General features: G+C 68.3%; 22 protein-coding genes. 3 read left to right on the forward strand and 19 right to left on the reverse strand.

The window, feature by feature from the left end; translation table 11 throughout:
• The 7 genes from rpoD to RIC54_RS17125 form a co-directional block, all read right to left on the reverse strand.
• Window positions 1-1,782: RNA polymerase sigma factor RpoD (gene rpoD, locus RIC54_RS17095; RefSeq protein ID WP_350151241.1), on the reverse strand; the 1,782-nt coding region annotated here is incomplete at its 3' end.
• A gap of 47 nt (window positions 1,783-1,829) precedes the next feature.
• Window positions 1,830-3,680: a DNA primase gene (gene dnaG / locus RIC54_RS17100; protein WP_350089272.1), complete on the reverse strand. Its 1,851-nt coding sequence runs from the start codon at window positions 3,678-3,680 to the stop codon at window positions 1,830-1,832.
• A 73-nt stretch (window positions 3,681-3,753) separates the two neighbouring features.
• On the reverse strand, window positions 3,754-4,872 hold the full coding sequence (locus tag RIC54_RS17105; protein ID WP_350089275.1) for a pyridoxal-phosphate dependent enzyme: 1,119 nt from the start codon (window positions 4,870-4,872) through the stop codon (window positions 3,754-3,756).
• Window positions 4,873-4,885: 13 nt separating this feature from the next.
• A complete protein-coding gene (locus RIC54_RS17110) occupies window positions 4,886-5,338 on the reverse strand; it encodes a MaoC family dehydratase (RefSeq protein ID WP_350089278.1) in 453 nt (150 codons plus the stop codon).
• A 10-nt stretch (window positions 5,339-5,348) separates the two neighbouring features.
• A complete protein-coding gene (locus RIC54_RS17115) occupies window positions 5,349-6,410 on the reverse strand; it encodes a tartrate dehydrogenase (RefSeq protein WP_350089281.1) in 1,062 nt (353 codons plus the stop codon).
• A gap of 86 nt (window positions 6,411-6,496) precedes the next feature.
• Entirely contained in the window at window positions 6,497-7,006 is a 510-nt protein-coding gene (locus RIC54_RS17120; RefSeq protein ID WP_350089284.1) for a GNAT family N-acetyltransferase, read from the reverse strand.
• A complete protein-coding gene (locus tag RIC54_RS17125; protein WP_350089287.1) occupies window positions 7,003-7,995 on the reverse strand; it encodes an EamA family transporter in 993 nt (330 codons plus the stop codon). The genes RIC54_RS17120 and RIC54_RS17125 overlap by 4 nt, the downstream gene beginning before the upstream one ends.
• A gap of 71 nt (window positions 7,996-8,066) precedes the next feature.
• Between RIC54_RS17125 and RIC54_RS17130 the strand changes: the two genes are divergently transcribed.
• Window positions 8,067-9,443 carry an MFS transporter gene (locus RIC54_RS17130; RefSeq protein ID WP_350089290.1) on the forward strand — a complete coding sequence of 459 codons (1,377 nt, stop codon included), beginning with the start codon at window positions 8,067-8,069 and terminating at the stop codon, window positions 9,441-9,443.
• 16 nt (window positions 9,444-9,459) lie between these two features.
• Here RIC54_RS17130 and RIC54_RS17135 read toward each other — a convergent pair whose 3' ends face one another.
• The 5 genes from RIC54_RS17135 to RIC54_RS17155 all read right to left on the reverse strand — a co-directional run bounded on the left by RIC54_RS17135 (window position 9,460) and on the right by RIC54_RS17155 (window position 14,019).
• Window positions 9,460-10,368: a PhzF family phenazine biosynthesis protein gene (locus RIC54_RS17135; RefSeq protein ID WP_350089293.1), complete on the reverse strand. Its 909-nt coding sequence runs from the start codon at window positions 10,366-10,368 to the stop codon at window positions 9,460-9,462.
• A 14-nt stretch (window positions 10,369-10,382) separates the two neighbouring features.
• Window positions 10,383-11,279: a PhzF family phenazine biosynthesis protein gene (locus tag RIC54_RS17140; RefSeq protein WP_350089296.1), complete on the reverse strand. Its 897-nt coding sequence runs from the start codon at window positions 11,277-11,279 to the stop codon at window positions 10,383-10,385.
• Between the two features lie 10 nt (window positions 11,280-11,289).
• On the reverse strand, window positions 11,290-12,198 hold the full coding sequence (locus RIC54_RS17145) for a PhzF family phenazine biosynthesis protein (protein WP_350089299.1): 909 nt from the start codon (window positions 12,196-12,198) through the stop codon (window positions 11,290-11,292).
• A 124-nt stretch (window positions 12,199-12,322) separates the two neighbouring features.
• Window positions 12,323-13,033, reverse strand: a complete 711-nt coding sequence (locus RIC54_RS17150) for an alanyl-tRNA editing protein (RefSeq protein WP_350089302.1) — start codon at window positions 13,031-13,033, stop codon at window positions 12,323-12,325.
• Complete coding sequence (locus tag RIC54_RS17155) at window positions 13,033-14,019, reverse strand: threonine dehydratase (protein WP_350089305.1); 987 nt, start codon at window positions 14,017-14,019, stop codon at window positions 13,033-13,035. Before RIC54_RS17155 ends, RIC54_RS17150 begins: the two co-directional genes overlap by 1 nt.
• A 126-nt stretch (window positions 14,020-14,145) precedes the next feature.
• Here RIC54_RS17155 and RIC54_RS17160 point away from each other — a divergent pair, with 126 nt between their 5' ends.
• Complete coding sequence (locus tag RIC54_RS17160; RefSeq protein ID WP_350089308.1) at window positions 14,146-15,525, forward strand: aminotransferase-like domain-containing protein; 1,380 nt, start codon at window positions 14,146-14,148, stop codon at window positions 15,523-15,525.
• A gap of 4 nt (window positions 15,526-15,529) precedes the next feature.
• Here RIC54_RS17160 and thiD read toward each other — a convergent pair whose 3' ends face one another.
• Together thiD and glmM are read right to left on the reverse strand one after the other, a co-directional pair.
• Window positions 15,530-16,357, reverse strand: a complete 828-nt coding sequence (thiD, locus tag RIC54_RS17165) for a bifunctional hydroxymethylpyrimidine kinase/phosphomethylpyrimidine kinase (protein ID WP_502989664.1) — start codon at window positions 16,355-16,357, stop codon at window positions 15,530-15,532.
• Window positions 16,354-17,715 (reverse strand): phosphoglucosamine mutase, encoded by a 1,362-nt coding sequence (gene glmM / locus RIC54_RS17170; protein WP_350089311.1) that lies wholly within the window; start codon window positions 17,713-17,715, stop codon window positions 16,354-16,356. The genes thiD and glmM overlap by 4 nt, the downstream gene beginning before the upstream one ends.
• A gap of 176 nt (window positions 17,716-17,891) precedes the next feature.
• Here glmM and RIC54_RS17175 point away from each other — a divergent pair, with 176 nt between their 5' ends.
• Window positions 17,892-19,088: an MFS transporter gene (locus RIC54_RS17175; RefSeq protein ID WP_350089314.1), complete on the forward strand. Its 1,197-nt coding sequence runs from the start codon at window positions 17,892-17,894 to the stop codon at window positions 19,086-19,088.
• 5 nt (window positions 19,089-19,093) lie between these two features.
• Here RIC54_RS17175 and folP read toward each other — a convergent pair whose 3' ends face one another.
• The 5 genes from folP to pal all read right to left on the reverse strand — a co-directional run bounded on the left by folP (window position 19,094) and on the right by pal (window position 25,067).
• Window positions 19,094-20,197 carry a dihydropteroate synthase gene (gene folP / locus RIC54_RS17180; protein ID WP_350151244.1) on the reverse strand — a complete coding sequence of 368 codons (1,104 nt, stop codon included), beginning with the start codon at window positions 20,195-20,197 and terminating at the stop codon, window positions 19,094-19,096.
• 4 nt (window positions 20,198-20,201) lie between these two features.
• The gene (gene ftsH, locus RIC54_RS17185; protein WP_350151246.1) at window positions 20,202-22,133 is read right to left on the reverse strand and encodes an ATP-dependent zinc metalloprotease FtsH; all 1,932 of its coding nucleotides are present in this window, start codon (window positions 22,131-22,133) and stop codon (window positions 20,202-20,204) included.
• Window positions 22,130-23,533 (reverse strand): tRNA lysidine(34) synthetase TilS, encoded by a 1,404-nt coding sequence (gene tilS, locus RIC54_RS17190; protein ID WP_350089323.1) that lies wholly within the window; start codon window positions 23,531-23,533, stop codon window positions 22,130-22,132. Before tilS ends, ftsH begins: the two co-directional genes overlap by 4 nt.
• The gene (gene ybgF, locus RIC54_RS17195) at window positions 23,521-24,477 is read right to left on the reverse strand and encodes a tol-pal system protein YbgF (protein WP_350089326.1); all 957 of its coding nucleotides are present in this window, start codon (window positions 24,475-24,477) and stop codon (window positions 23,521-23,523) included. The genes tilS and ybgF overlap by 13 nt, the downstream gene beginning before the upstream one ends.
• A 95-nt stretch (window positions 24,478-24,572) precedes the next feature.
• Entirely contained in the window at window positions 24,573-25,067 is a 495-nt protein-coding gene (gene pal, locus RIC54_RS17200) for a peptidoglycan-associated lipoprotein Pal (RefSeq protein WP_350151270.1), read from the reverse strand.
• Between the last annotated feature and the right edge of the window lie 38 nt (window positions 25,068-25,105).

The raw sequence follows: 25,105 nt of genomic DNA on the forward strand, positions 1-25,105 counted from the left end.
GCCGATGCCGAAGCGCATGCGCAGCACCCGCTCCTCGCGCGGGGTCAGGCTGGCCAGCACCCGCGTGGTGGTCTCGCGCAGGTTGGCGTGGATCGCCGCGTCCAGCGGCTGGACCGCGTTCTTGTCCTCGATGAAGTCGCCAAGGTGGCTGTCTTCCTCGTCGCCGATCGGGGTCTCCAGGCTGATCGGCTCCTTGGCGATCTTCAGGACCTTGCGGACCTTCTCCAGCGGCATCACCAGCTTCTCGGCCAGTTCCTCCGGGGTCGGCTCGCGGCCAATCTCGTGCAGCATCTGACGCGAGGTGCGGACCAGCTTGTTGATGGTCTCGATCATGTGGACCGGGATACGGATGGTCCGCGCCTGGTCGGCGATCGAGCGGGTGATCGCCTGACGGATCCACCAGGTGGCGTAGGTCGAGAACTTGTAGCCGCGCCGGTACTCGAACTTGTCGACCGCCTTCATCAGACCGATGTTGCCCTCCTGGATCAGGTCCAGGAACTGCAGGCCGCGGTTGGTGTACTTCTTGGCGATCGAGATCACGAGGCGCAGGTTGGCCTCGACCATCTCCTTCTTGGCCCGGCCGGCCTCGCGCTCGCCCTTCTGCACGGTCTGGACGATCCGGCGGAACTCGCCGATTGTCAGGCCAGCGTCGGCCGAGATCATCGCCAGATGCTCGCGGGCCTCGGCAACTTCCTCCGCCGACGTTTCGGCAAACTTTTTCCAACGGGCGTCGACGGTGGCGACCCGTTCCAGCCAATCGGGCTCCAGCTCGTTGCCGAAGTGCTCGTCCATGAAGCTCTTGCGCGACACGCCGACCCGGTCAGCCTGCTTCCAGAGCCGGATGTCGACCTGGCTGAGCCGGCGGTTCAGGGTGTAGAGCTGCTCGACCAGCGCCTCGATGCGGGCGTTGTGCAGGCGGACGCTCTCCATCCCCTCGATCAGTTCGCCCTTCAGCTTCTCGTACTTGCGCTCGGTGGTCCGCGCCAGTTCCTCGCCGCCCTTCAGCTTGTCGAAGCGCCGCTTCTGCATGCGGACCATCTTGCCGTAGGTGTCGGCAATCTTGTCGAACGTCTCCAGGACCTGCGGAAGCAACTGCTGCTCCATGGCGGACAGCGACGGGTTGTTCTCCTCGTCGTCGTTGTCCTCCTCGTTCTCGCTCTCGCCCTCGGCCTCGTCACCCTCGCTGGAGTTCGAGTTGTCGTTGGTCTCGACCTCGGCGCCGTACGTCGCCTCCAGGTCGATGATGTCGCGCAGCAGGACCGTGCCTTCCTTGAGCTGGTCGCGCCAGTTGACCAGGGCTCGCAGGGTCAGCGGGCTCTCGCAGATCCCGCCGATCATCATCTCGCGGCCGGCTTCGATGCGCTTGGCGATGGCGATCTCGCCTTCGCGCGACAGCAACTCGACCGAGCCCATCTCGCGCAGGTACATCCGCACCGGGTCGTCGGTGCGCCCAACGTCGTCGTCCGACACGTTGCCGGCCAGCTTGGCTTCGGTGTCTTCCTTCTCGGCGTTCTGGTCGCCGTCGTCCTCGTTCTCGACCACGTTCACGCCCATCTCGTTGAGCGCGCTCATGATGTCTTCGATCTGCTCGGAAGACATCTCTTCCTGGGGCAGCGCCGCGTTCACCTCGTCATAGGTCAGGAAGCCGCGCTCCTTGCCCTTCTTGATGAGGTTCTTGACCGCCTGGTTGATGTTATCCATCAACGGCCCGTCGGGAGTCTCCTCGCGCGGGGTCTCTTCTTCTTCGGTCGTCGCCGTCGCTGCCGCCGCTTTAGTCGCCATCGTCCCTCGACTTTCCTTCTTCGCCGGTGCCCGTGCCGGCGCCGTCTTCACTCTGCGTCCTCAAGCGACGCACCAACCGTGATTTGCTGCAGAGCCTTCCGGAGTCCCATCATTCGGTCCATGTCCGCCTCGGTCATCGATTCCTCGGCGATACGCCGGGCCTCCGCAAGCTGCCGCTCCAATCGACCGCGCCCCACGCGCGCCACCAGTTCGATCAGCCCGGCCCGGGCCTCTGAATGCGTAGCACTCGGGCGCGCGAAGGCTGCATGTGAGAGCGCCTCCGCTCCCAACAAGCCGTTCACCGTGTCCGAGTAGCCCAGCGCTTTCAGGTGGTCCGTGAGGCCCGCGGCGTCAAGGTCTGGATCTGCTTCGGTGATCTCTAAGATTTCGCGGCGCAACTTGTCAAGAAACTGATCGCCCAGTTCCAGATGCGCCAGGGTCTCCCCCAGTTCGTCCAGGAGCCCCGGATGGTGGATCACCGTCGCCAGAATGATCTGCTGCTGCCGCTGTCCGAGTGCGGTATCGACCCGCGCGCGCGACGCCCGGCTGCCAGGCGGCTCGACCGGTGGTGGCGTCCATTTGCCGTCCCTGAACGTTCCCCGGCCAGCCGATCGCCCGCCGTCCGAGCGGTTCTGCCGTGACGGCCGCATCGCCTCGATACGGGCTTCAATCTCGTCCGAATAGCTCTGCTGGACCGTGCGGTCGGCGATCACGCGGATCCGCTCGCGGACACGCCGCCAGAAATCGGCGCGCCGCTCGGGCGTGTCAACCGGGCCGGCGGTGGCTTCCGTGGCCCACAGCCTGTCGACCAGCGGTTCCGCCGCCTCAAGCAAGCGCCGAAACCCCGACGGGCCGTCGCGCCGTGTCAGACTGTCGGGGTCCTCGCCCTCCGGCAGGACGATGAAGCGCAAGGAGTGGCCCGGCGTCAGCATCGGCAATGCCCGGTCGCAGGCCCGCGCGGCCGCACGCTGGCCGGCGGTATCGCCGTCGAAGCACACCACCGGCTCTGGCACCACCTTCCAGAGTTCGGCGATCTGGTCCTCGGTCAGCGCGGTGCCCAGCGGTGCCACCGACGGAATCCCGACCTGGGCGAGCGCGATCACGTCCATGTAGCCCTCGGCCACCACGAGGGTCCCGGACTTGTGCGCCGCCTCGCGCGCCTGGGCGAGGCCGTACAGAACCCGGCCCTTGTGGAACAGCGGGGTGTCGGGCGAGTTCAGGTACTTCGGCTGCCCGTCGCCAAGCACCCGGCCGCCGAACGCGATGACCTTGCCGCGCCGGTCGGTGATTGGGAACAGCACCCGGCCGCGCATGTAGTCGCCGGTCTCGCCGTCGTCGTAGCGCTTGACCAGCCCGGCCTCGACCAGGATGTCGACCTCCACGCCCTCGGCTTTCATGGCGCGCTGCAGGGCCTTGCGGTCGTCCGGTGCCCAGCCGAGGCGGAAGCGGGCGATGGTCTCTTCCGTCAGGCCGCGCTCGCGCAGGTAGCGCAGCCCGGCATCCCCGATCGAGGTGCGCAGTTGCCGCTCGTACCAGCGGCAGGCCAGATCGACGACTTCCTGCAGGGATCGGGTGCGCTCGGCCCTCTGGCGCTCCTCCGGAGTCTCCTTGGGGACTTCCATCCCGGCGACCCCGGCGAGCTGCTCGATGGCTTCCATGAAGCTCAGACCCTCGGTCTCCATCACAAACTTGATGACGTCGCCGTGCGCCCCGCAGGCGAAGCAGTGATAGAAGCCCTTGTCGTCGACGATGTTGAGCGACGGTTTGCTGTCGCTGTGGAACGGACACAGCGACACGAACTCCCGCCCCTTGCGGATCAGCGCGTGGCGCCGGCCGACCATGCTCGAGACCGACACCCGGTCCCGCAATTCGTCGAGAAAGCCTTGTGGCAGTGCCATGCGGGCGATCGGCTCTCACTGGATGACGGGGCGGGGAGTGTACGCCCGATCGTGGGTGAAAGGGGAGTCGCCTCTAGCCCATCAGCGCGTCGGTGCTCTTCAGCCCGTTGCCGGTCAGCACGATCACCGTCTCCTGGTCGGACGTTATCGTGCCGTCGGCCAGCAGCATCTCGTAGCCGGCCCCGGCCACCGCGCTGGACGGCTCGACGAAGAACCCCTGTCGGGCCAAGGCGTGCATCGCCGGCAGGATCGCATCCTCCGGCACCGCGACCGTGCCGCCGCCGCTGTCGCGCAGGGCGGCCATGTTCTCCTTCACCCGCACCGGCTTGGTGGTGGCGATGCCCTCGGCGACCGTCGGCTTGGCATCGATCGGCACCGGAGTGTCGGAGTTGGCCTGGAAAGCCGCGTGCAGGGCCGCGGCGTGGGCCGGCTGGGCGGCGAACAGCCGCGGTACCCGGGCGATCGCCCCGCGCGTCAACAGTTCGCCGAAGCCGAGATGGCAACCCATCAGATTGCTGCCGTAACCGGCGGGAATGACGATGTTGTCGGGAACGGCGAAGCCATACTGCTCCCAGATCTCGAAGGCGAGGGTCCGGGTGCCCTCCACGAAGAACGGCTGCCAGTTGTGGCTGGCATAGAACAATCCCGCCTCGGCCAGACGCAGGGCGGCCGCCGCACAATCCTGGCGGGTGCCCGGCACCAGTTCCACCTCGGCGCCGTAGACCCGCACCTGCGCCACCTTGGCCGGCGAGGTGTAGCCCGGCACCATCAGCCGCGCGGTCATCCCCGCCGCCGCCGCGTAACAGGCCAGCGAGGCCGCCGCGTTGCCGGAGGAGTCCAGCATCACCTCTGTCACGCCGTGCACCTTCAGGTAGCTGACCAGCACCGCCATGCCGCGGTCCTTGAACGAGCCTGACGGTGCCAGGTACTCGCACTTGATGCGCGGCCTGCCGCCGCCGTAAGCCGTCGACACCAGCGGGGTCAGGCCCTCACCCAGCGACACCCGCGCCGCAGCCGGCACCCGGAGCGCCTTGGCGTAACGCCACACCGACCGCTCGGCGGTATCGACGTCGCCCGGATCCAGTCCGTCACCCGGCGTCAGGTTGACCGGCTGGCCGGTTGACGGGCAGCGCCAGATCGGGACATCGATCGGGTGACGGTGCCGCCCGTCCTGGGACACATACTCGACCATTGCCGGATCTCGTCTAGTCGGTGGGGCGCTTGGCCACCAGGTGCAGCATCTCGGCCGTCATCACGACCGCGTCGTCCTGGTTGACCGTGGTGTATTTCAGCCGGACCGTGCCGAACGGCTTCGACGACGATGGTCGCAGTTCAAGGACTTCGGCCGAGGCGCGCAGGGTATCGCCCGGCCGCACCGGCCGCGGCCAGCGCACGTTGTCGAGACCGAGGCCGCCGACATTGGTCTCCTGGATCGGCCCGGCCTGCCAGATCAGCCGGAAGGTGAGGGTCAGGGTATGGAACCCGCTGGTAATGATGCCGCCGAACATCGACGCCTCGGCGCCGGGCTTGGAGACGTGGAACGGCTGCGGGTCCCAGGTCCAGGCGAAATCCATGATCTGGCTTTCGGTGACCGTGACCGACTGGCTCTCGATCACGTCGCCGAGTTGGAGATCCTCGAAGTGCTTGGCACCTCTCACCGGACGGTCCTCATCGAACGGCCTCGACGATGGCGTCGCCGAGGTCCTTGGTCGAGGCCTGCCCGCCGAGATCCGGGGTCTTGGGACCACCGCCCTCAAGCACCGTCTCGATCGCCTTGACGATGTCGGCGGCCGCCTCGGCGTGGCCGAGATGCTCCAGCATCATCGCACCCGACCAGATCTGTCCGATCGGATTGGCGATGCCCTTGCCGGCGATGTCCGGGGCCGAGCCGTGCACCGGCTCGAACATCGACGGGTAGTCGCCTTCGGGGTTGATGTTGGCCGACGGCGCGATACCGATCGAGCCGGCAACCGCCGGGCCCAGATCCGACAGGATGTCGCCGAACAGGTTGGAGCCGACCACCACGTCGAACCAGTCCGGGTGCAGCACGAAATGCGCCGTCAGGATGTCGATGTGGTACTTGTCGGTCTTCAGGTCCGGGTAGTCCTTGGCGACCGCCTCGAACCGCTCGTCCCAGAACGGCATGGTGTGGATGATGCCGTTGGACTTGGTGGCCGAGGTCACCTTCTGCTTGCCGACCCGCCGGCACAGTTCGAAGGCGTAGCGCATGATCCGGTCGGTGCCGTGGCGGGTCAGGATGGTCTCCTGGATCGCCATCTCGCGGTCGGTGCCCTGATTCAGCCGGCCGCCGATCTCCGAGTACTCGCCCTCGTTGTTCTCACGCACCACCCAGAAATCGATGTCTTCCGGGCCGCGCCCGACCAGAGGGCATTTCATGCCCTTCATCATCCGCACCGGGCGCAGGTTGACGTATTGGTGCATGGCGCGCCGGATCGGAATCAGCAGTCCCCACAGCGACACGTGGTCCGGAACGCCGGGAAAGCCGACGGCCCCGAGAAAGATCGCGTCCGATTGCCTGAGCCGATCCAGTCCGTCGTCCGGCATCAGCTTTCCCGTCTTATGGAAGCGCTCGCAGCCCCAGTCGTACTCGGTGAAGGTGTAGTCGAGCCCGTGCTTGCGGCCGACCGCCTCCAGAACCTTCAGGCCCTCGGGTATGACTTCCCAACCGATCCCGTCGCCCGGAACCACTGCAATCTTCAGCGTGGTCATCGCTCGTCCTTCTGTTCCCGGAATGCGTCGCCCGATACGGACGGCGGCGATCATAAGAGGGAGCGGCGCGGAACCCAAGAACCCGGTTAAGACGGCGCTACCTGCCCGTCGCTCAAATCCGCTTCGAGATATAATGTGCCGGGAATCGGGCTTGGGTAGTAGGCCGCCCGCTCGACGAAACCGAGTTGCCGGTACAGCGCGACCGCGCTGCCCATACGGTCGGAGATGGTATCCAGCAGCATTCGGCGATAGCCCAGCGATCGTCCCGCCGCCAGGACTCCTCGCGCCAGGCGCTCGCCCAGACCGGTGCCGCGCCAGCCCGGCCGCACGTACAGCCGCTTCATCTCGCAAGCGTCCGATCCGACGGCCGGGAGCGGCTTCAGCGCGACGCCGCCGGCGAGCTTCGATCCGTCAACTGCCAGCAGGATCGCCCCCTTCGGCGGCCCGTACACGCCGGTGAGATCGGACAGTTCGCCGTCCAGGCCCTGGAAGCCGAGGTCGAGGTCGAGCCACGCCACATATTCGCGGACCAGTTCGCCGAACCCTGCCAGATCGTCCGGGGTCGACGCCGGGCGCAGAACCACGCCACCGCTCATGCCGACTGCACGCTCCGCGCCCGCGACCACCAGCGCAACGCCACCATCCCCATGGCGCCGGCGATACCGACCGTCCCCGCCAGCATGGTGGTTAACGACAGCGCCGGCATCGGCAGCAACCCGGCGGCTGCCGCCAGACTCTCGCCGATCAGGTTCATCACCGGCATCAAAGCCACGCCCATCAGGTAGTTCTCCGAGCCGACCATCCGGATCGCTCGAAACGTCGCGTAGGTCGACGGTCCGCGCAAGATCACGCCGACCAGGATCCCGGCGATCCAGATCGCCGGGTGCGTTACCGCGTCGAACGGAACGTGTGCGGCAACCGCTCCGTCCGGATCGAAGTAGGCGACCGCGGCGGCCGCCCCCAGCATCAGCACCGCGGTGGTCAGCATGGCGGCGCCGGTCAGGCGCAGCCGGCCCTTGCGATCATCGTTGCGGTTGTCGGGGTGCAGTTCGGCCACGGCGGTCGCAACGGCCGTGGCGGTGGCAGAGATCGCCATGAGGACCACCACCGGCCCGCCCAGGCCGCCCGGCAGACCGTCGGCGACCCCGACGATACCGGCCAGAATGACCAGCGATCCGATGACGTCGGCGAAGGAGGGCCGGCGCGCAAACAGGGTCCAGGCCAGCAGGATGCCGACGGGAATGAAGAACGCGCTCATCACCGATATCTCGGCCGCGGTTCCGTGGGCCAGTGCAGCCGTCAGCGTTGCCGCGGTCAGGACCCGCAAGCCACCGTAGATCCAGGTGTGCGGGTTGCGCATCGCCGTCAGCGGCAGCGGCCCGCGTCCGGCGGCAACGAACATTGCCGCACCGCCGACCGCCATCTGTATGAACGAGAGCACCCATGGGTTGAGATCGAAGCCGACCACCAGTACCCGGCTGATGACGATCAGAACGCCCCAGGACGCGACGGCAACCGCCACCGCCGACAGACCCCGGGCATCGATCACTGGACTGGCCATGCCTGCGATCTTGTCGTGCGTCACGCCCAATGTCCACATGCCAGGGTTAGGAACGCCGAATTGACACAGGCCGGGATCCGGTTTGCCATGGGCCGATGAGTAGTCCACTCGCCCACCGGGTCTATCGGCGGCTGTTCACCGCCCAGGTCATCGCGCTGTTCGGCAGCGGGCTGACCACGGTTGCGCTCGGGCTGCTGGCCTGGGATCTGGCGGGCGGTGACGCCGGCCGGGTGCTCGGCACCGCCCTGGCGCTGAAGATGGTGGCCTATGTCACAGTGGCACCGATCGCCGGAGCCATCGCCCACCGGGTACCACGTCGCGCCCTGCTGATCGGCCTCGATCTGGCCCGCGCCGGTGTGGTGATTTGCCTGCCGTTCGTGACCGAGGTCTGGCAGATCTACGTGCTGATCGTCGTGCTGAACGTCTGCACCGCCGGCTTCACCCCGACCTTCCAGGCAACGATCCCGGACATCCTGCCGGACGAGGCCGAGTACACCCGCGCGCTGTCGCTGTCGCGGCTGGCCTACGACATCGAGGCGCTGGCCAGTCCGACACTGGCCGCCGCTGCGCTCGCCGTGATGACATACGATCCGCTTTTCGCCATCAACGCCGCGGCGTTCCTGGTCTCCGCCGCCCTGGTCGCCAGTGTGACCCTGCCGGCGGCGCGCGCGCCGGAACGCACCCGCGGTGTCCTCGCCAATCTCGGCTTCGGGCTGCACGCCTACCTGGCGACGCCGCGCCTGCGCGGCCTGCTGGCGCTGTCGCTGGCGGTGGCCGGTGCCGGTTCGATGGTGATCGTGAACACCGTGGTCTACGCCCGCGACCTGCTCGGCCGCTCGGAGACCGATGTCGCCCTGTTGTTCGCCGCCTCCGGTGCCGGGTCGATCGTCATGGCGTTGGTCCTGCCACGGCTGCTCGACCGGGTGGCCGACCGGACCGTGATGCTGACCGGCGGTGCCGCGCTGGTCGTGTCCATGGGACTCGGCTTGCTGCAACCGGGCTTCCTGGCCCTGGGCGCGCTGTGGCTGCTGATCGGCGCCGGATCGTCGGCGGTCCAGACACCGGCGGGGCGCCTGCTGCGCCGCTCGGCACGCGACGGCGATCGGCCGGCGGTGTTCGCCGCCCAGTTCGCGCTGTCGCATCTGTGCTGGCTGCTCGCCTACCCGATGGCCGGATGGATCGGGGCGGACTACGGCATGACCGCGGCGTTCGCCACCTCGGCTGCCCTGGTCGTCATCGGCATCGGAGGTGCCGCGACCCTGTGGCCGCGCCGCGATCCGGCCGATCTGCCGCACACCCACGCGCCGATCGAGCACGAGCACCTGCACACCCACGACGACCCACACCATCAGCACGAACACGAAGGCTGGGAAGGCCCGGAGCCGCACCGCCACCCGCACCGCCACGCCCCGATCCGCCACCGCCACGCCTTCGTCATCGACCTGCACCATCGGGCGTGGCCGACGGGATAGCGGGACGGACAGGCCCCTACCCCGCCACGATCTCTCCGCGCCGGATCGCCACGCACCGGCCGCCAATGCGGATCGCTGTCGTGACACCACCGGTGCGGTCGGCTTCGGCCAGCAGCAGGCTCGGGCGGCCCATCTCGACACCCTGGGCGATCCGCAGCCGCATCGTGCCGTCGGTCGGGCCATCGAGCTCGGCCAGCAGCCCGGCCAGCGCGCAATTGGCGCTGCCGGTCGCCGGATCCTCCGGCACGCCGTCCAGCGGCGCGAACATCCGGGTGCGCAGGTCGAAATCGTCGCCCGCGCCCGTGCGGACATAGCAGTGGATGTCCTTGACCGGTGCGACGCTCGGCGACGACAGGATGGCGCTGGTCACCGGCCGGGCGGCTTCCAGGGCCGCGCGATCGGTCAACTCAACCAGCAGGAACGGCAGGCCGACGGTTCCGGTCACCGGCTGGTGACGATCCTCGCGGATCTGCGACGGGCGCAGGCCCAAGCAGGCGGCCACCTCGGTCGCATCGGCCTCGCCCAGGCGCTGGAACGGTTGCGGCGCGGTCAGGGTGGCACCGACCGGGCGGCCGGCCTCCTTGACGATGGCAACCGGCACCAGGCCGGCGGTTTCCTCGAACAGCACCCGGTCGCCGATCGGACGGTCAAAAATCTTGCCGCGCCACGCCAGCACGGTCGCGGTCCCGACATTGGGGTGACCGGCGAACGGCACCTCGATGTTCGGCGTGAAGATCCGCACCCGGGCGGTGTGCGCCGGGTTCTGCGGCGGGAGCACGAAGGTGGTTTCCGAGTAGCTGAACTCGCGCGCTATTGCCTGCATCGCGGCGGTCGACAGCCTCTCGCCGCCGAACACCACGGCCAGCGGGTTGCCACCGAACGCCACGTCGGTGAACACGTCGACAGTTTCGTAGGTCAGGGTCATGACGGTACGCTCCTTCAGGCGACCAGCTCGCCGCGCATCATCGGCACGCGGCGCCCGGCGACGGTGATTCGGGTGTCCGGCCCATTGCGCAGGATGCGGACGTCGAGCCGGCTCGGCCGGCCCATTTCCACGCCCTGCTCGATCGTCAGGTCCAGGTCGCCGTCCATCAGCTTGACGAACAGGCCGGCGATGGCGACCGCTGCACCACCGGTCGCCGGATCCTCCGGGATGCCGAGGCCGGGTGCGAACATGCGCGAACGGATGTGCAGGGTTCCGTCTCCGGCGTCGAGGCGGGTGTACAGGTAAATCTCGTCCGGAGCCGGCTTGCCGAGATGCTTGGCGATCAGGCCCTCGTCCGAACGGGCAGCCGCCAGCGCGTCGAGGTCGGCCACCTCGGCGATCACGAAGGTGGCGCCGATCACTACGTGCGCCGGGGCGTGGCGGGCCAGGATGATCGCAGAGTCGGCGAGGCCGACGGCGGCAGCCACCGCCGAGGGGTCGAAGGTGCCCTCCACCGTCGGCAGCGTCGGCGCCGTCAGCACCGCACCCACCGCCGCCCCACTCTCACGCACGATCTCCAGGCCGACCAACCCGATCGCCTCCTCGAACGCCACGGTGTCGCCGACCGGCTTGCCGAACACGTTGCCGCGCCGGGCCAGCACGGTGGCGGTACCCACATTGGGATGGCCGGCGAACGGCAACTCGACCCCCGGCGTGAAGATCCGGACTTTCGCGGTGTTGGCCGGGTCGGCCGGCGGCAGCACGAAGGTGGTTTCCGGGAAGTTGAACTCGCGCGCGATGGTCTGCATCGCCCCGGTCGACAGATGCTCGCCGCCGAACACCACGGCCAGCGGGTTGCCGCCGAACGCCGTCTCGGTGAACACGTCCACCGTCTCATAGGTCAAGGCCATGGTGGTTCCCTCAGCCGGCCGCGAGGATCTCGCCGCGCATCACCGGTGCGCAGCGACCGCCGATGCGGGTCGCCGTCACCGTCCCGTCCTTCCAGTCGGCCTCGCCCATCAGCAGGCTGGGTCGCCCCATCTCGACGCCCTGGGCGATCTTCAGCGCCAGGGTGCCGGGGAGCGCGCGCATCGACGCCAGCAATCCCATCAGCGCCACGTTGGCACTGCCGGTCGCCGGATCCTCGGCGACGTTGCGGATCGGCGCGAACATGCGGGCCCGGATGTCGACGCTGTCGGTCCCGCCGGTGCGGGCGTAGCAGAGGATGGCGCCGATCGGCACGACACTGGGCGCCGACGCGAAATGCCCGGAATCGGGACGCGACCGCTCCAGCGCCGACCGGTCCGCCAACTCGGCAACCAGGAACGGCAGCCCGGCCGACGCGATGATCGGACGGTGGGCGTCGGTGCGGATGTCGGCCGGTGCCAGGCCGATGCAGGCGGCGACTTCGTCCAGGCCGGCCTCGGCGGCAGTGCCGAACGCGGCCGGAGCGGTCAGCATGGCACCGACCGGACGCCCGCCGTCGGACATGATCGAAACCGGTACCAGCCCGCCGATCTCCTCGAACACCAGCCGGTCGCCGAGCGGCTTGCCGAAGATCTCCCCGCCCCAGGCCAGCACGGTCGCTGTTCCGACGTTGGGGTGCCCGGCGAACGGCATCTCGCGCTTGCCGGAGAAGATCCGCACCCGTGCGGTGTGGGCCGGATCGGACGGCGGCAGCACGAAGGTGGTCTCCGAGTAATTGAACTCCCGGGCGATCGCCTGCATCGCCTCGGTCGACAGGCCATCGGCGCCGAACACCACCGCCAGCGGGTTGCCGCCGAACGCGGTGTCGGTGAACACGTCCACAGTCTCGTAGGTCAGCGTCATGGCACAGGTCTCCGTTCGGCGCCGAGGCCGTTGATCTTCACAACTTAAACTGCCCATCGCTCGGTGGGGCCCGGACCGGCCGCGCCAGGGCACGTCCGTCGGGGAACCGGCCGCCGCCTCGCCGTCAATCCACCAGAGCGAGGTTGATCCGGCGGTTCTGCTTGCCTTTGCTCTCGATCTTGGTGATGGCGATCCGGCCGATCTCGCCGGTCGACTTCACGTGGGTGCCGCCGCATGGCTGGTAGTCGACGCCGTCGCCGATCCGGATCATCCGCACCCGGCCCGCCCCCATCGGCGGCTTGACCGACATGGTGCGCACCAGATCGGGATTGGCCGTCAGTTCCTCGTCGGTGATCCAGGAAATGCCGAGCGGATGATCGACCGCGATGAGCGCGTTCAGGTGCTCGGTCAGCGCTTCCTTCTCCGGGACGTTCTCCGGCTCCAGGTTGAAGTCGAGCCGCCCCTTGCCGTCCCCGATCTGGCCGCCGGTCACGCCACCCTGGATCTGGCTGCACATCACATGCAGGGCGGTGTGCACCCGCATGTGGCGGTAGCGGCGATCCCAGTCGAGCGTGGCGGTGACCCTGTCGCCGACGGACAGCGCGGCCGCCCCTTCCGTCGGGACGTGGGCAATGCCGTCTTCGACCTTGCGGGTGTCGGTGACGGTCACCTGGACGCCGTCGGACCGGGTGAGGCTGCCGCTGTCGCCCGGCTGCCCGCCGCCCGTCGGATAGAACACAGTGCGGTCCAGCACGATGCCGGTTTCGCCGACGGCGGTCACCGTCGCCTCGCAGGACTTCAGGTATGCATCCTCGCGGAACAGCTCTTCGGTCATCACGTCCCCGTTTCGCTTTCGTCGCCTTCGCTCAGCACCGCCTGGTAGACGGGCCGATCGACATTACCACCGGACAGGATCAGGCCAACCTTGCGGCCTTGCCAACGGTCCCGTTCCTTCAGCAGCGCAGCCAGCGGCACCGCACCCGCGCCCTCCGCCACGTTGTGGGTGTCGGTGAAATAGTGGCGCATGGCCGCCTTGATCTCGTCCTCGCTGACCCGCACCACGCCGGAGGCGCCTGCGAGGATGGCGTCGACCGCCCCCGGCACCGGTACCCGGCAGTCCACACCGTCGGCCATGGAACCGGCGTTGTTGGTCGACACCGGCGCGCCCGCCTCGAAGCTGAGCGCATAGGCCGGCGCGTTCGCCGCGACCACCCCGATCACCTCGGCCTTTGAGCCGACCGCGTCACGCGCCGCCATCACCCCGCAGATACCGGAGCCAAGCCCGATGGGCACGTACACCGCGTCCAGGTCCGGCACCGCACGAAACAGTTCGAGCGCATAGGTCCCGACCCCGGCCACCAGCAGCGGATGGAAGCTCGCCAGCATGTGCAGGCCGCGTTCCTCCGCGAGCCTGGTGGCGTGTTCCAGGCTGGCCTGGAAGTCGTGGCCGTGGACGATCAGTTCCGCGCCGAACGCCCGCATGGCGGCGTTCTTCTCCACCGAATTTCCCTCCGGCACCACCACGGTGGAGGTCAGCCCGGCACGGGAAGCCGCGAAGGCGACCGACTGGCCGTGATTGCCGCGGGTTGCGGCGATGACGCCCTTCACCTCGGGTCGACTCCGGCGCAGATCGTCCATGTAGACGATGCCGCCGCGGATCTTGAAAGCACCGGCGGGCGTCTGGTTCTCGTGCTTGACCCAGATCTCGCAAGCCGCCCGTTCGCACAGCAGCGGCCAGCGGTACTGCGGGGTCGGCGGCATGACCGCGTGGACGAGGTCGGCGGCACGCTCCAGTTCGGCCAGTCCGGGAATGTCGCTCACCGTTCGCTCCTTCAGGCCGGCACAGTCGGCCTTCCGTAAATTGCGCTGATGACAATGTCTCAATTGTCATCTTCATAATGATCGATATTGTATCGATAGAACTCGTTCAAGCGGAACATTGTCACCATGACGGCATGGCTTCCCGATCTCGATGGTCGCACAGGCCCCCGCTATCGGGCGATCACGGAAGCGATGGCCGACGCCATCCGCGGCGGTGTCCTGACGCCCGGCACCCGCCTGCCGACCCACCGCGACCTCGCCTGGAAGCTCGGGGTCACCGTCGGCACGGTTACCCGCGCTTACAAGGAGGCTACGGCCCGCGGCCTGATCGACGGCGAGATCGGCCGCGGTACGTTCGTGCGCGACCCGCGCATCCGCGGATGGGGCCAAGTGGCCGACAACGACGCACCAATCGACTTCGGCCTCAACTTCCCACCCTGCCAGGACGTCACAGAGGAGGCCCTGCGCCGGACGCTGGCGGAGATCGCCGGCGACAACCGGGCACCGGCCCTGACTACCTACGATCCCAGCGGCGGTCGACCGGCACACCGGGCCGCACTGGCGCAGTGGTTGCGCGGCATGGGCATGCCGGCCGACACCGACGGTACGGTGGTCACCTCCGGAGCCCAGCACGGCATTGCCCTGGCGCTGTCGGCCGCCTTCGAGCCGGGCGACGTGGTGCTGTGCGAACGGCTGACCCATCCGGGTTTCAAGAGCGCCGCAACCGCCCGCCACCTGCGCACAGTCGGCGTCGAGATGGACGCCGACGGCGTCATACCCGAGGCACTGGAGGCGGCGATCCGGCAGCATCGGGCGAAAGGCGTGTTCCTGATCCCGACCTTGCAGAACCCCACCACGTCCGTCCTGCCCGCCACCCGCCGACAATCAGTTGCCGGCATCGTGTCCCGGCACAACGTGCTCCTGATCGAGGACGATATCTACCGCGCCTTTGCCGACCACGCCCCGCCGCCGATTGCGGCACTCGCGCCCGAACACTCGATCTATCTCGCCGCCGCTTCCAAGCATCTGGCACCCGGCCTGCGGGTCGGCGCCCTGCGCGCGCCGGCCGTCCTGCGCCCCAGGATACTGGCCGCCCTGCGCGACACGCTGTGGATGACGCCTCCGCTGACGGTGGAGATCCTGGTGCGCTGGCTCGCCGACGGCACTGCGGACCGGCTGACCTTCGCCAAGCGGGACGAACAGATGGCGCGCGGACAGTTGGCCAGAGCCAGGCTGAACCGATGGTTGGCGCCGGCACCGGCTACCAGCCCGCATCTGTGGCTGGCGGTGCCCGAACCCTGGCGCGGTTCCGCCGCCGCTGCCCTTGTCGAGCGTGGCGTCACGGTGGCCGATGGTCCGGTGTTCGCCGTCGCGCCGGGTGCCGGACGCGATCACCTGCGCATTGCGCTCGGCCGCCCCGCCGATCTGGCGGCGGTGCAGCGCGGCGTTGACCTGATTGGCGACACCCTGTCACGCGACCCGGCGCTGAACCGCGCCGTGATGTAGCGGCTCAGGCGTCCGCGCGCACGGTGTGCGCGTGGTTGAGCGGACCGTGGCCGCGCCCCCAGCCCGGGGCGGTACCGATAGCGGTCAGTACGTAGCTGCGCGCCCGACGGATCGCGCGGGTCAGGCTCAATCCCTGCGCCAGGCCGCAGGCAATGGCAGACGCCAGTGAGCAACCGGTACCGTGGGTATGCCGGGTCTGGATGCGCGGGCCTCGGATCACCTCGATCCCGTCGTCGCTGGCCAGCAGGTCCATGACGTCATGGCTGTCCATGTGGCCGCCCTTGAGCAGCACGGCCCGCGGCCCGAACGACAACAGCAGATCGGCTGCCCGCCGCATGTCGTCCTCATCACGGATCTCCATGCCGGTCAGCAGTTCAGCCTCCGGCAGGTTCGGGGTCAGGACGGTCGAACGCGGGATCAGCCGGGTCTTCAGCACGCCCATGGCGCTCGGCTCGAGCAGGGCATGCCCGCCCTTGGCGACCATCACCGGGTCGATCACGATCGGCACGCTGGGTGCCAGGGAGTCGAGCGCGTCGCACACCGTCTCGATCACCGTGCCGGAGTGCAGCATCCCGGTCTTCACGCAGTCGACGCCGATGTCGTTGATCACCAGTTCCATCTGCTGGCGCAGGAAGTCCACGGGGACTTCGTGAACCCCAAAGACGCCCTCGGTGTTCTGGGCAGTCAACGCGGTGATCGCCGTCATGGCATAGCCACCGAGCGCGGTCACCGATTTGATATCGGCCTGAATCCCGGCGCCGCCGCCGGAATCGGAGCCGGCGACGATCAGCACCCGGCCGGCGATCCGGCGCGCCGTTCCACCGCCACTCACGCGCTGCCCTCCTTGGCCTCGGCTTCGATGGCGCCGACGATCGCATCGACGATCCCCGCGACGGCCCGCTGATTGTCGCCCTCGGCCATGACTCGGATCACCGGCTCGGTGCCCGATTTGCGGATCAGCAGCCTGCCGGTACCGTTCAACGCCTGCTCGCCTTCGGCGATGGCCGCCTTCACCCCCGCCGTCTGCAAGGGATCGCCGCCGCCATACCGAGCGTTCTTCAGGACCTGAGGCAGCGGCGCGAACACCCGAGCCACCTCCGACATCGGCCGGCCGGCGCGGATCAGCACCGCCAGAACCTGAAGGGCGGCCAGCAGCCCGTCGCCGGTCTTGGCGTAGTCGCTGAAGATCATGTGGCCGGACTGCTCGCCGCCGACGTTGTAGCCGTCGGAATGCATTCGTTCCAACACGTAGCGGTCACCGACCGACGTCCGTTCCAGCTTCAGGTCGATCGACTGCAGATACCGTTCCAGCCCGAGATTGGACATCACCGTCGCAACCACCCCGCCGCCCTTCAACCGGCCGCTCTCGGACCATGACCGGGCCATCATGCCCAGCACCTGGTCGCCGTCGATCACCTGCCCGATCTCATCCGCCAGGATCAGCCGGTCGGCGTCGCCGTCGAGCGCCAGTCCGACGTCGGCCCCTTCCTCGACCACCCGCGCCCGCATCGACTGCGGCACCGTGGCACCACAGCGGTCGTTGATGTTGAAGCCGTTCGGCTCGACGCCGATCGGGATGACCTCGGCCCCGAGTTCGTAGAGCACCCGCGGCGCCACCTTGTAGCCGGCACCGTTGGCGCAATCGACCACCACCTTCAAACCATCCAGCGACAGGTTCGATGGGAACGCCGCCTTCACGGCCTCGATGTACCGGCCCTGGGCGTCCTCCATCCGGCGCGCCCGCCCCAGGTCGCGCGACCCGGCCAGCGCGCCGGCCCCGAGATCATCCATGCGGGCTTCGATATCGAGTTCGGCGGCGTCGGACAGCTTGTAGCCATCCGGGCCGAACAGCTTGATGCCGTTGTCGTGAAACGCGTTGTGCGACGCCGAGATCACCACCCCGAGATCGGCGCGCAGCGACGGGGTCAGCATGGCAACCGCCGGGGTCGGCATCGGCCCGACCAGTACGACGTCCATGCCGATCGCGGTGAATCCCGCGACCATCGCCGGCTCGAGCATGTAGCCCGACAACCGGGTGTCCTTGCCGATCACCGCCAGCGGCCGGCGCCCATGGTCCTTGCGAAAGTGCAGGCCCGCCGCCATCGCCACTTTCATGGCGAGATCCGCCGTCATCGGCTCGGTGTTGGCCCGACCGCGAATGCCGTCGGTTCCGAACAGTTTGCGCGCCATACCGTTTACCCCGGTGTCGTCTCCTGCTCCGCTTATATCCGATCCGCCGCGCCGTCGCGACCGCCCGTGCATGGCCCCAGCGGCGGCGCGGCAATGGCCCCACAGCGACCGTGTTCCTCTGGACACGAGCTCGGCGGGGAGCGCTAGGCTCGGCGTAAGCAACGGGAGTCAGCTTCTTGTTCCACGGATGGAAGGTCGTCGCGACCGCGTTTCTGGTAGCCATGTTCGGCTGGGGCTTCGGCTTCTACGGCGCCGGCGTCTACCTCGCTACGCTGGCCGAAAGCCGGGGCTGGGCGACCGGCACGGTCGGCGGCGCGGTCACCGGATACTACCTGCTCGGTGCGGCCGCGATCACCATGGTGCCCCGCCTGATCGACCGGTTCGGCGAGCGCGCCGTGGTGCTGTGCGGCAGCCTGGTGATGGCAGGCAGCGTGTTGTCCCTGACCCGGGTCGTCGAGGTCTGGCAGATCTGGCCAGCGTTCCTGGCCATGAGCTTCGGCTGGGCCGCGATGAGCGGGGTGATGGTCAACGCCCTGATCGCGCCGTGGTTTGACCGCCGGATGGGGTTCGCCATCAGCCTGGCGCTGAACGGCGCCAGCTGCGGCGGCGTGATCGTGGCCCCGCTGATGATCCTGGCGATCGAACACTACGGATTCACCACCGGGGTGGGGTTGGTGGTGGCCGTGATGGTTCTGACCCTCTGGCCGGCGTCGATCGCCTTCCTGGGAACCTCCCCGGCAAAACTCGGCATGGCCCCCGACGGTGCCGCAGCCGGCGGCGCGGCGGCGTCCGCTCCGGCCGAAGCCCCTTCCCCGGTTTCGGCACGCAGCCTGTTGCGGATCCCCGCGTTGTGGACGGTCATGGTCGCGTTCGCGCTGGGGTTGTTCGCCCAGGTCGGATTCCTCACCCACCTCGTCGCGTTCCTGACACCAAGCCTGGACCCCGAGACATTGTCCCTGGCCGTCGGCCTGACCACCGGGTCGGCCATCGTCGGCCGGGTGGCCACCGGGTTCGTGATCGACCGGATCAACCCCCGCCACGCCACAGCGGCGACCCTGGCCCTGCAGGTCGCGGCACTGTCCGCCCTGGCAAGCGGAGTTGGAACCTCGACGATGGTGGTCGCCTGCACCGCCTTCGGCCTGGGGGTCGGCAACCTGATCACCCTGCCTAGCCTGATCGTGCGCCGCGAGCTGCCGATGGCGGTGTTCACCCGCGCGGTCGGGCTGGTGGTCGCGGGAACCCAAGTCACCTACGCGTTCGCTCCACTGGTCATCGGCGTGCTGCGCGATGCCCAGGGTGACTATCAGGCGGCTTGGTGGCTGTGCGCGGGGATCGATCTTACCGCCGCCGCGATCATCCTGATCCGCCGATAGCCGCTCTATTGGTCGACGGCATCCAGCGCCCGCTGGACAGCCAGGGCCTGCATGGTCTCGCCGACGTCGTGGACCCGCAGGATCTGCGCACCCCGCGCCGCCGCGGCCAGCCCGAGAGCCAGCGATCCCGGCAGCCGCTCGCCCACTGGTTCCCCACGTGACATCTGGCCGATCGAGCTCTTGCGCGACGCCCCGAACAGCACCGGACACCCCAGGCCGTGGAACAGCGCCAGCCATGAGGTTACTTCCAGGTTGTGCGTCGTGCTCTTGGCGAACCCGAACCCCGGGTCGATGACGATCCGGTCGCGCGCGATGCCCGCCGCCACAGCCGCCGCCACCCGTTCCTCCAGTTCGTCGTACACATCGAGCGGCGCGCACTGGTAGCTCGGCTCCAGTTGCATGGTCTTGGGATCGGCACGCATGTGCATCAGCACCACCGGGCACCCTCGCTCGGCCACCAACGCCGACGCCGCGGAATCGTGTGTCAGTCCCGAGACGTCGTTCACCCAGGCGGCGCCGGCATCCAACGCGGCGGCCATGACCGGAGCGTTGCGGCTGTCGATCGAGACGCTGTGACCCGCCCCTGCCAGGGCACGGACCACCGGTTCGGTGCGGCGGATCTCCTCACCGATCGACACCGGGTCCGCACCGGGGCGGGTCGACTCGCCGCCGATGTCCAGGATCGTTGCCCCTTCCTGCGACAGGCGCAGGCCGTGGGCGATCGCACTTTCGGCATCGGCGTGCTGGCCGCCGTCGGAGAAACTGTCGGGCGTGGCGTTGACAATGCCCATGAGCATCGGAAGGCCGGCATCGTCGATCAAGGCTCGCTTGGCGCCGAGGCGCTCCAGCCGGGTCTCGATGTCGGGGAGGTCGAGGCTGTCCAGCGCGGCCAGCGATGTACGCACGACCTGGATCCCGTCATCGGTTCGCACGATCAGATCGAGCGCATGGTACGCCGAAGCACCGCCGGCCAACGGCCGTGCCGTGCCGAACGCAATGCCCGCACGCGCCGCCTCGCCGGTCACGATGTCCCGCGGCAGCAGGTAGATCCGGTTGCCGGAACGCAGAAGCCCGCGCGTGAGCGCGGGCTTGCGTTGAATAAGCGTCACAGGATCAGTCGCCGGGCTGCGGGTCCGGTTCCAGGCCGCCGGCGCCGGGCGTCTCCGCCCCACCGGTCGGCACCGAGGCCCGTCGTCCGGCTGCCTGCTTGTGGCCGTCGTCGCGGCCGCCCGTGCGGTCGACCGGCCGGCCGGCCAGCAGATCATTGATGTCGTCGCCGGACAGCGTCTCGTACTCGAGCAGGCCCGTGGCCAGGGTGTGCAGGTCGTCCATGTGCTCCGACAGGATACGCCGGGCATCCTCGTAGGCGTCGTCGGTGACCCGGCGGATCTCCTCGTCGATCACCTTGGCGGTGGCGTCGGAGACATTCTTCTGCTGGGTGACGGAGTGCCCGAGGAACACCTCCTGCTGGTCCGCCGAATAGGCCAGGAACCCGAGCCGCTCGCTCATGCCCCACTCGGTGATCATGCGCCGCGACATGTCGGAGACCATGCGGATGTCGGACGATGCGCCGGTGGTGATCCGGTCGGCGCCGAAGATCAGCTCCTCGGCGAGACGGCCACCGCACGCCACCCGCAGGTCGTCCAGCAACTTGGCCCGGGACAGCGAGATCCGGTCGCCCTCCGGCAGGCGCATGACCATGCCGAGCGCGCGGCCGCGTGGAATGATCGTCGCCTTGTGGATCGGATCGCTGTCGCGGCAATGCAGGGCCACGATCGCGTGCCCGGCCTCGTGATAGGCGGTCAGCTTCTTCTCGTCCTCGGTCATGACCATGGAGCGTCGCTCCGCGCCCATCATGACCTTGTCCTTGGCTTCCTCGAACTCGCTCATGCCGACCACGCGCTTGCCCTTGCGGGCGGCAAGCAGCGCGGCCTCGTTCACGAGGTTCGCCAGATCGGCGCCGGAGAATCCGGGGGTGCCGCGCGCGATGGTCCGCGCCTCGACGTCCGGGCCCAGCGGCACCTTGCGCATGTGCACCTTCAGAATCTTCTCGCGACCCAGGATGTCCGGGTTCGGCACGACGATCTGACGGTCAAAGCGGCCCGGGCGCAGCAGCGCCGGGTCCAGGACGTCCGGACGGTTGGTGGCGGCGATCAGGATCACGCCTTCGTTTGCCTCGAAGCCGTCCATCTCGACGAGCAGCTGGTTCAGCGTCTGTTCGCGCTCATCATTGCCACCGCCCAGTCCGGCTCCACGATGCCGTCCGACCGCGTCGATTTCGTCGATGAAGATGATGCAGGGCGCATTCTTCTTGCCCTGCTCGAACATGTCGCGGACGCGGCTGGCGCCGACGCCGACGAACATCTCGACGAAGTCGGAACCCGAGATCGTGAAGAACGGAACATTGGCCTCGCCCGCGATGGCGCGCGCCAGCAGCGTCTTACCGGTGCCCGGGGGGCCGACCAGCAGACAGCCCTTGGGGATCTTGCCGCCAAGCCGCTGGAAGCGCTGCGGGTCCTTCAGGAACTCGACGATCTCCTCGAGTTCGGTCTTGGCCTCGTCGATGCCGGCGACGTCGTCGAACGTAACGCGCCCGGTTTTCTCGGTCAGCAGGCGAGCCCGGCTCTTGCCGAAGCCCATGGCCTTGCCGCCACCGCCCTGCATCTGGCGCATGAAGAAGATCCACACACCGATGAACAGCAGCATCGGGAACCAGCTGATCAGGATGCCGAGCACCCCGGACATGCCCTCTTCCGGCGGCGCCGCCGAAATCCGGACACCGGACTTGCTCAGGCGATTGACCAGATCGGAGTCCTGGGGCGCGTAGGTCGAGAACCCGCGACCGTCCGAGAAATGTCCGTTGATCGTGTTGCCTTGGATCGTGACCTGATTGACTCGCCCGGACTCGACCTCGGACAGGAAGTCCGAATACGGCAGGCTGTACTGGCTGGTCCGCGGAGTCGAGCCCTGGAACAGATTGAACAACGCCACCAGCAGCACGCCGATGATGATCCAAAGGGCCAGATTCTTACCGAAATTGTTCACGTAGCCTGCCTTCCGTTGCACGGCTGTGAGGGCCGGGGGTCCACACCGTCGCCGGGACGCCGATCGTTCGTGAGAAAGGGTACCATCGGCCGGAGCCGGATGCGTACGTCTTCTCCGACCCAACCGGACGGCGCAGGCGCGCTGCATACAAGGTGGGGGAGGCCGATACCTCCGTCAAGGTCGACAACGGCCGGCAAAGCGAGTCGCGCGGCGTGCGCAACCGTCTGCGCACCAGCCAGCGCGCTGCTTTGCGCCGTTCGGCGCCATCGCCGCCAACCCTCGCCACCGCAAACTCCAACACGAACGGGTGCCGACGTCGGGTTTTCGATCTCGAAACGACTGTCCCAGGAGCCGCGGCCATGCGCCGCAACCACCACCGGCCGCGCAGCCTGTCGCCAGTCGCGCAAGATCGTCAATCCGTCACCGGCCACCTCGACACGGCATCCGGCGAGTGTCCGGACCCGCTGCTCCGGGCGATCCGCCTCGATCCAGGCCAGCAAGCGCTCCAGCCCATCGCTGCGCAGCGGATAACGGTTGCCGCCGATCGCCCGCAGGGCGCGGTCGATCAGGCGACGGCGCAATACCGATGGCGCCGCGACCAGGGCGGCACGGTCCATTCGAACCACCCCCACCGGCAAGACGGCGGCGTGCTGCGTCATCCACTCGGCGGCGAACCTGTCCAACGCCGCCCGCGCCGAGGCCATCGCCAATGCCAGGCGGCCAAGGCGGCTCGGCGTAACGCCGGCATCACACAGAGCCGGGGCCAGATCCCGCAGTTCGGTGCGGGCGAATCGCGGGTCGCGGTTCGAAGGGTCGTCGACCCACTCGACGCCGGCCGACCGGCAGGTCGCCAGGAGCCGAGCCTTCGGAACATCGAGCAGCGGCCGCAGCAGCCGGACGCCATCGAACTCCCGCACACGCGCCATGCCGGCCAGCCCGTCGGGGCCGGTTCCGCGGTCGATGCGGTGCAGCAGGGTCTCGGCTTGATCGTCCAGATGATGGGCCAGCAGCAGGTCGACTACGCCGTCGTCCCGGCAGGCCTGCGCCATCAGGTCGTAGCGCGCACGCCGGGCGGCGGCCTGAATCCCGCTGCTGGGCTTTGCCCCCGCCCAGCGCAGGATCCGGTGCGGCCGACCGGCCATCGCGCATGCCTGTCCGACCCGCGTCGCCTCGGCAACCGCTTCCGGCCGAAGGCCGTGATCGACCGTGTAGATCTGGAGTGCGCGGCCGCGCTGCCGGGCCCAGGCGTCAGCCAGATGAAGCAGCGCCACGCTGTCCGGTCCGCCGGAAACCGCGACACCCAGCACCCCGGTCTGAGTGCACAGCAACGGGTCGAGGCTCGCAGCAAACTCCTCGGCGGTCAGGCTGGAGAATTCGGTACCGGGCCTCAGGAGGCGCACTGCAGCTTCTGGGTTTCCTGGAACAAGCGCCGCTTGATGTTGGTCGGCGCGTCCGGAAACTCCTTCTGAAGCCTGGCGAACGCCGAGCAGGCTTCCGCCGGCTGGCCGACCTGGCCCAGCGCCATGCCGAGTTTCAGCAGATTGTCCGCCGACTTCGGGCTCTTCGGATACTTCTGGTAGCCCTCCAGGAACGCCACCGCCGCTTCCTGATAGCGTTGCCGGACATAGAACGTCTCGCCCATCCAGTACTGGGCGTTACCGGCCAGGGGATCGTCGGGGTGGGCCTTGGTGAACGCGCGGAACGCCTGCTCGGCGCTCTCGTAGTCATGCTTGACCAAGTAATCGAACGCCGCCTGATACTGCACCTCGACCGAGCCGGACGGCAGGGCCGCCTGCTGGGTGGACGGGCTCGATTTCGGTGTAACGGCCTGCTGGGCTTCCGTCTGGGACAGCTGCCCGAAAGTCCGCGGGCCGCCCGACGCGGCACCGGCTGCACCGGCATTCGCCGACGGGGCAGGCTTCTGCGGCGCGGCACTCGACTGGCCCGGCACGGCTTCGGGCGGGGCGCCACCCTCCAGGGCCTGTAGACGCAGGTCGGTATCGACCTGCACCTTGTCGACGTGGTCGTTCATGCGCTGAAGCTGATAGCCGAGCTCCTCGACCCGGCCCGTCAGGACGCGGATCTGGCTCTCAAGCTGCTGTACTTTGGTCAGAAGGTTCGGAAGCGCCGCTTGGCCGCCGGCATCGACCGGTCCGCTCAACCCACCCGCAGGTGGCGGCGAGCCGGAATACACCGAGCGCTGCAGTTCGGTGATGCTCCGCTCCAGTCGACCGACCCGATCAACCAGTACCGAGACGTCCTGCTGCGCGGCCGCCGGCACGGCATCCACGAGGGAAACCACCGCAGCCAGCATCAATGGAAACACAAGGCCGAAACGTGTCATGGCCTGAATCATATCCGAACCCCGCGGCGAAAATGAGGCGCCGACGGCCGCGGGGTTGCCGCAGCCGTCGGTTCACGCACTCAGCTTCGCAGCCGTCAGTTGATGACGGTGACTGCGCGGCGGTTCTTGGCCCAGGCTTCCTCGTTCGAGCCGAGGACGTCCGGACGCTCCTTGCCGTAGGAGATCGTGGCAATACGGCTCGGGTCGACACCGAGGCTGACCAGATAGTCACGGGCAGCCGCTGCACGACGCTCGCCCAGCGCCAGGTTGTATTCGCGGGTGCCGCGCTCGTCGGCGTGACCTTCGACGGTCACGGTCGCCTGCGGGTACTTGCGCAGCCAGAAGGCCTGCTTCTCCAACGTCGTACGGCCGTCCGCCATCACCTCGGAGCTGTCGAGGGCGAAGAACACACGGTCACCGACGTTGACGACGAAATCTTCACGAGAACCCGGAGCCGGGCCCTTCGGTGCTGGGGCGGTTGCAGTGCTGGTGGAACCGCCGGCACCAGTATTCGCAGTGCTATCCGGTGCGGTCTCGCACGCCGCAAGCATTGCGACGGCTGCGAAAACGCTCAAAAACTTCATGCGCATCATTGGTCATACCTCTGGAGATGTGTGAACCCTGGCGC

The organism is Thalassobaculum sp., from assembly GCF_040219215.1.
Classification (GTDB): domain Bacteria; phylum Pseudomonadota; class Alphaproteobacteria; order Thalassobaculales; family Thalassobaculaceae; genus Thalassobaculum_A.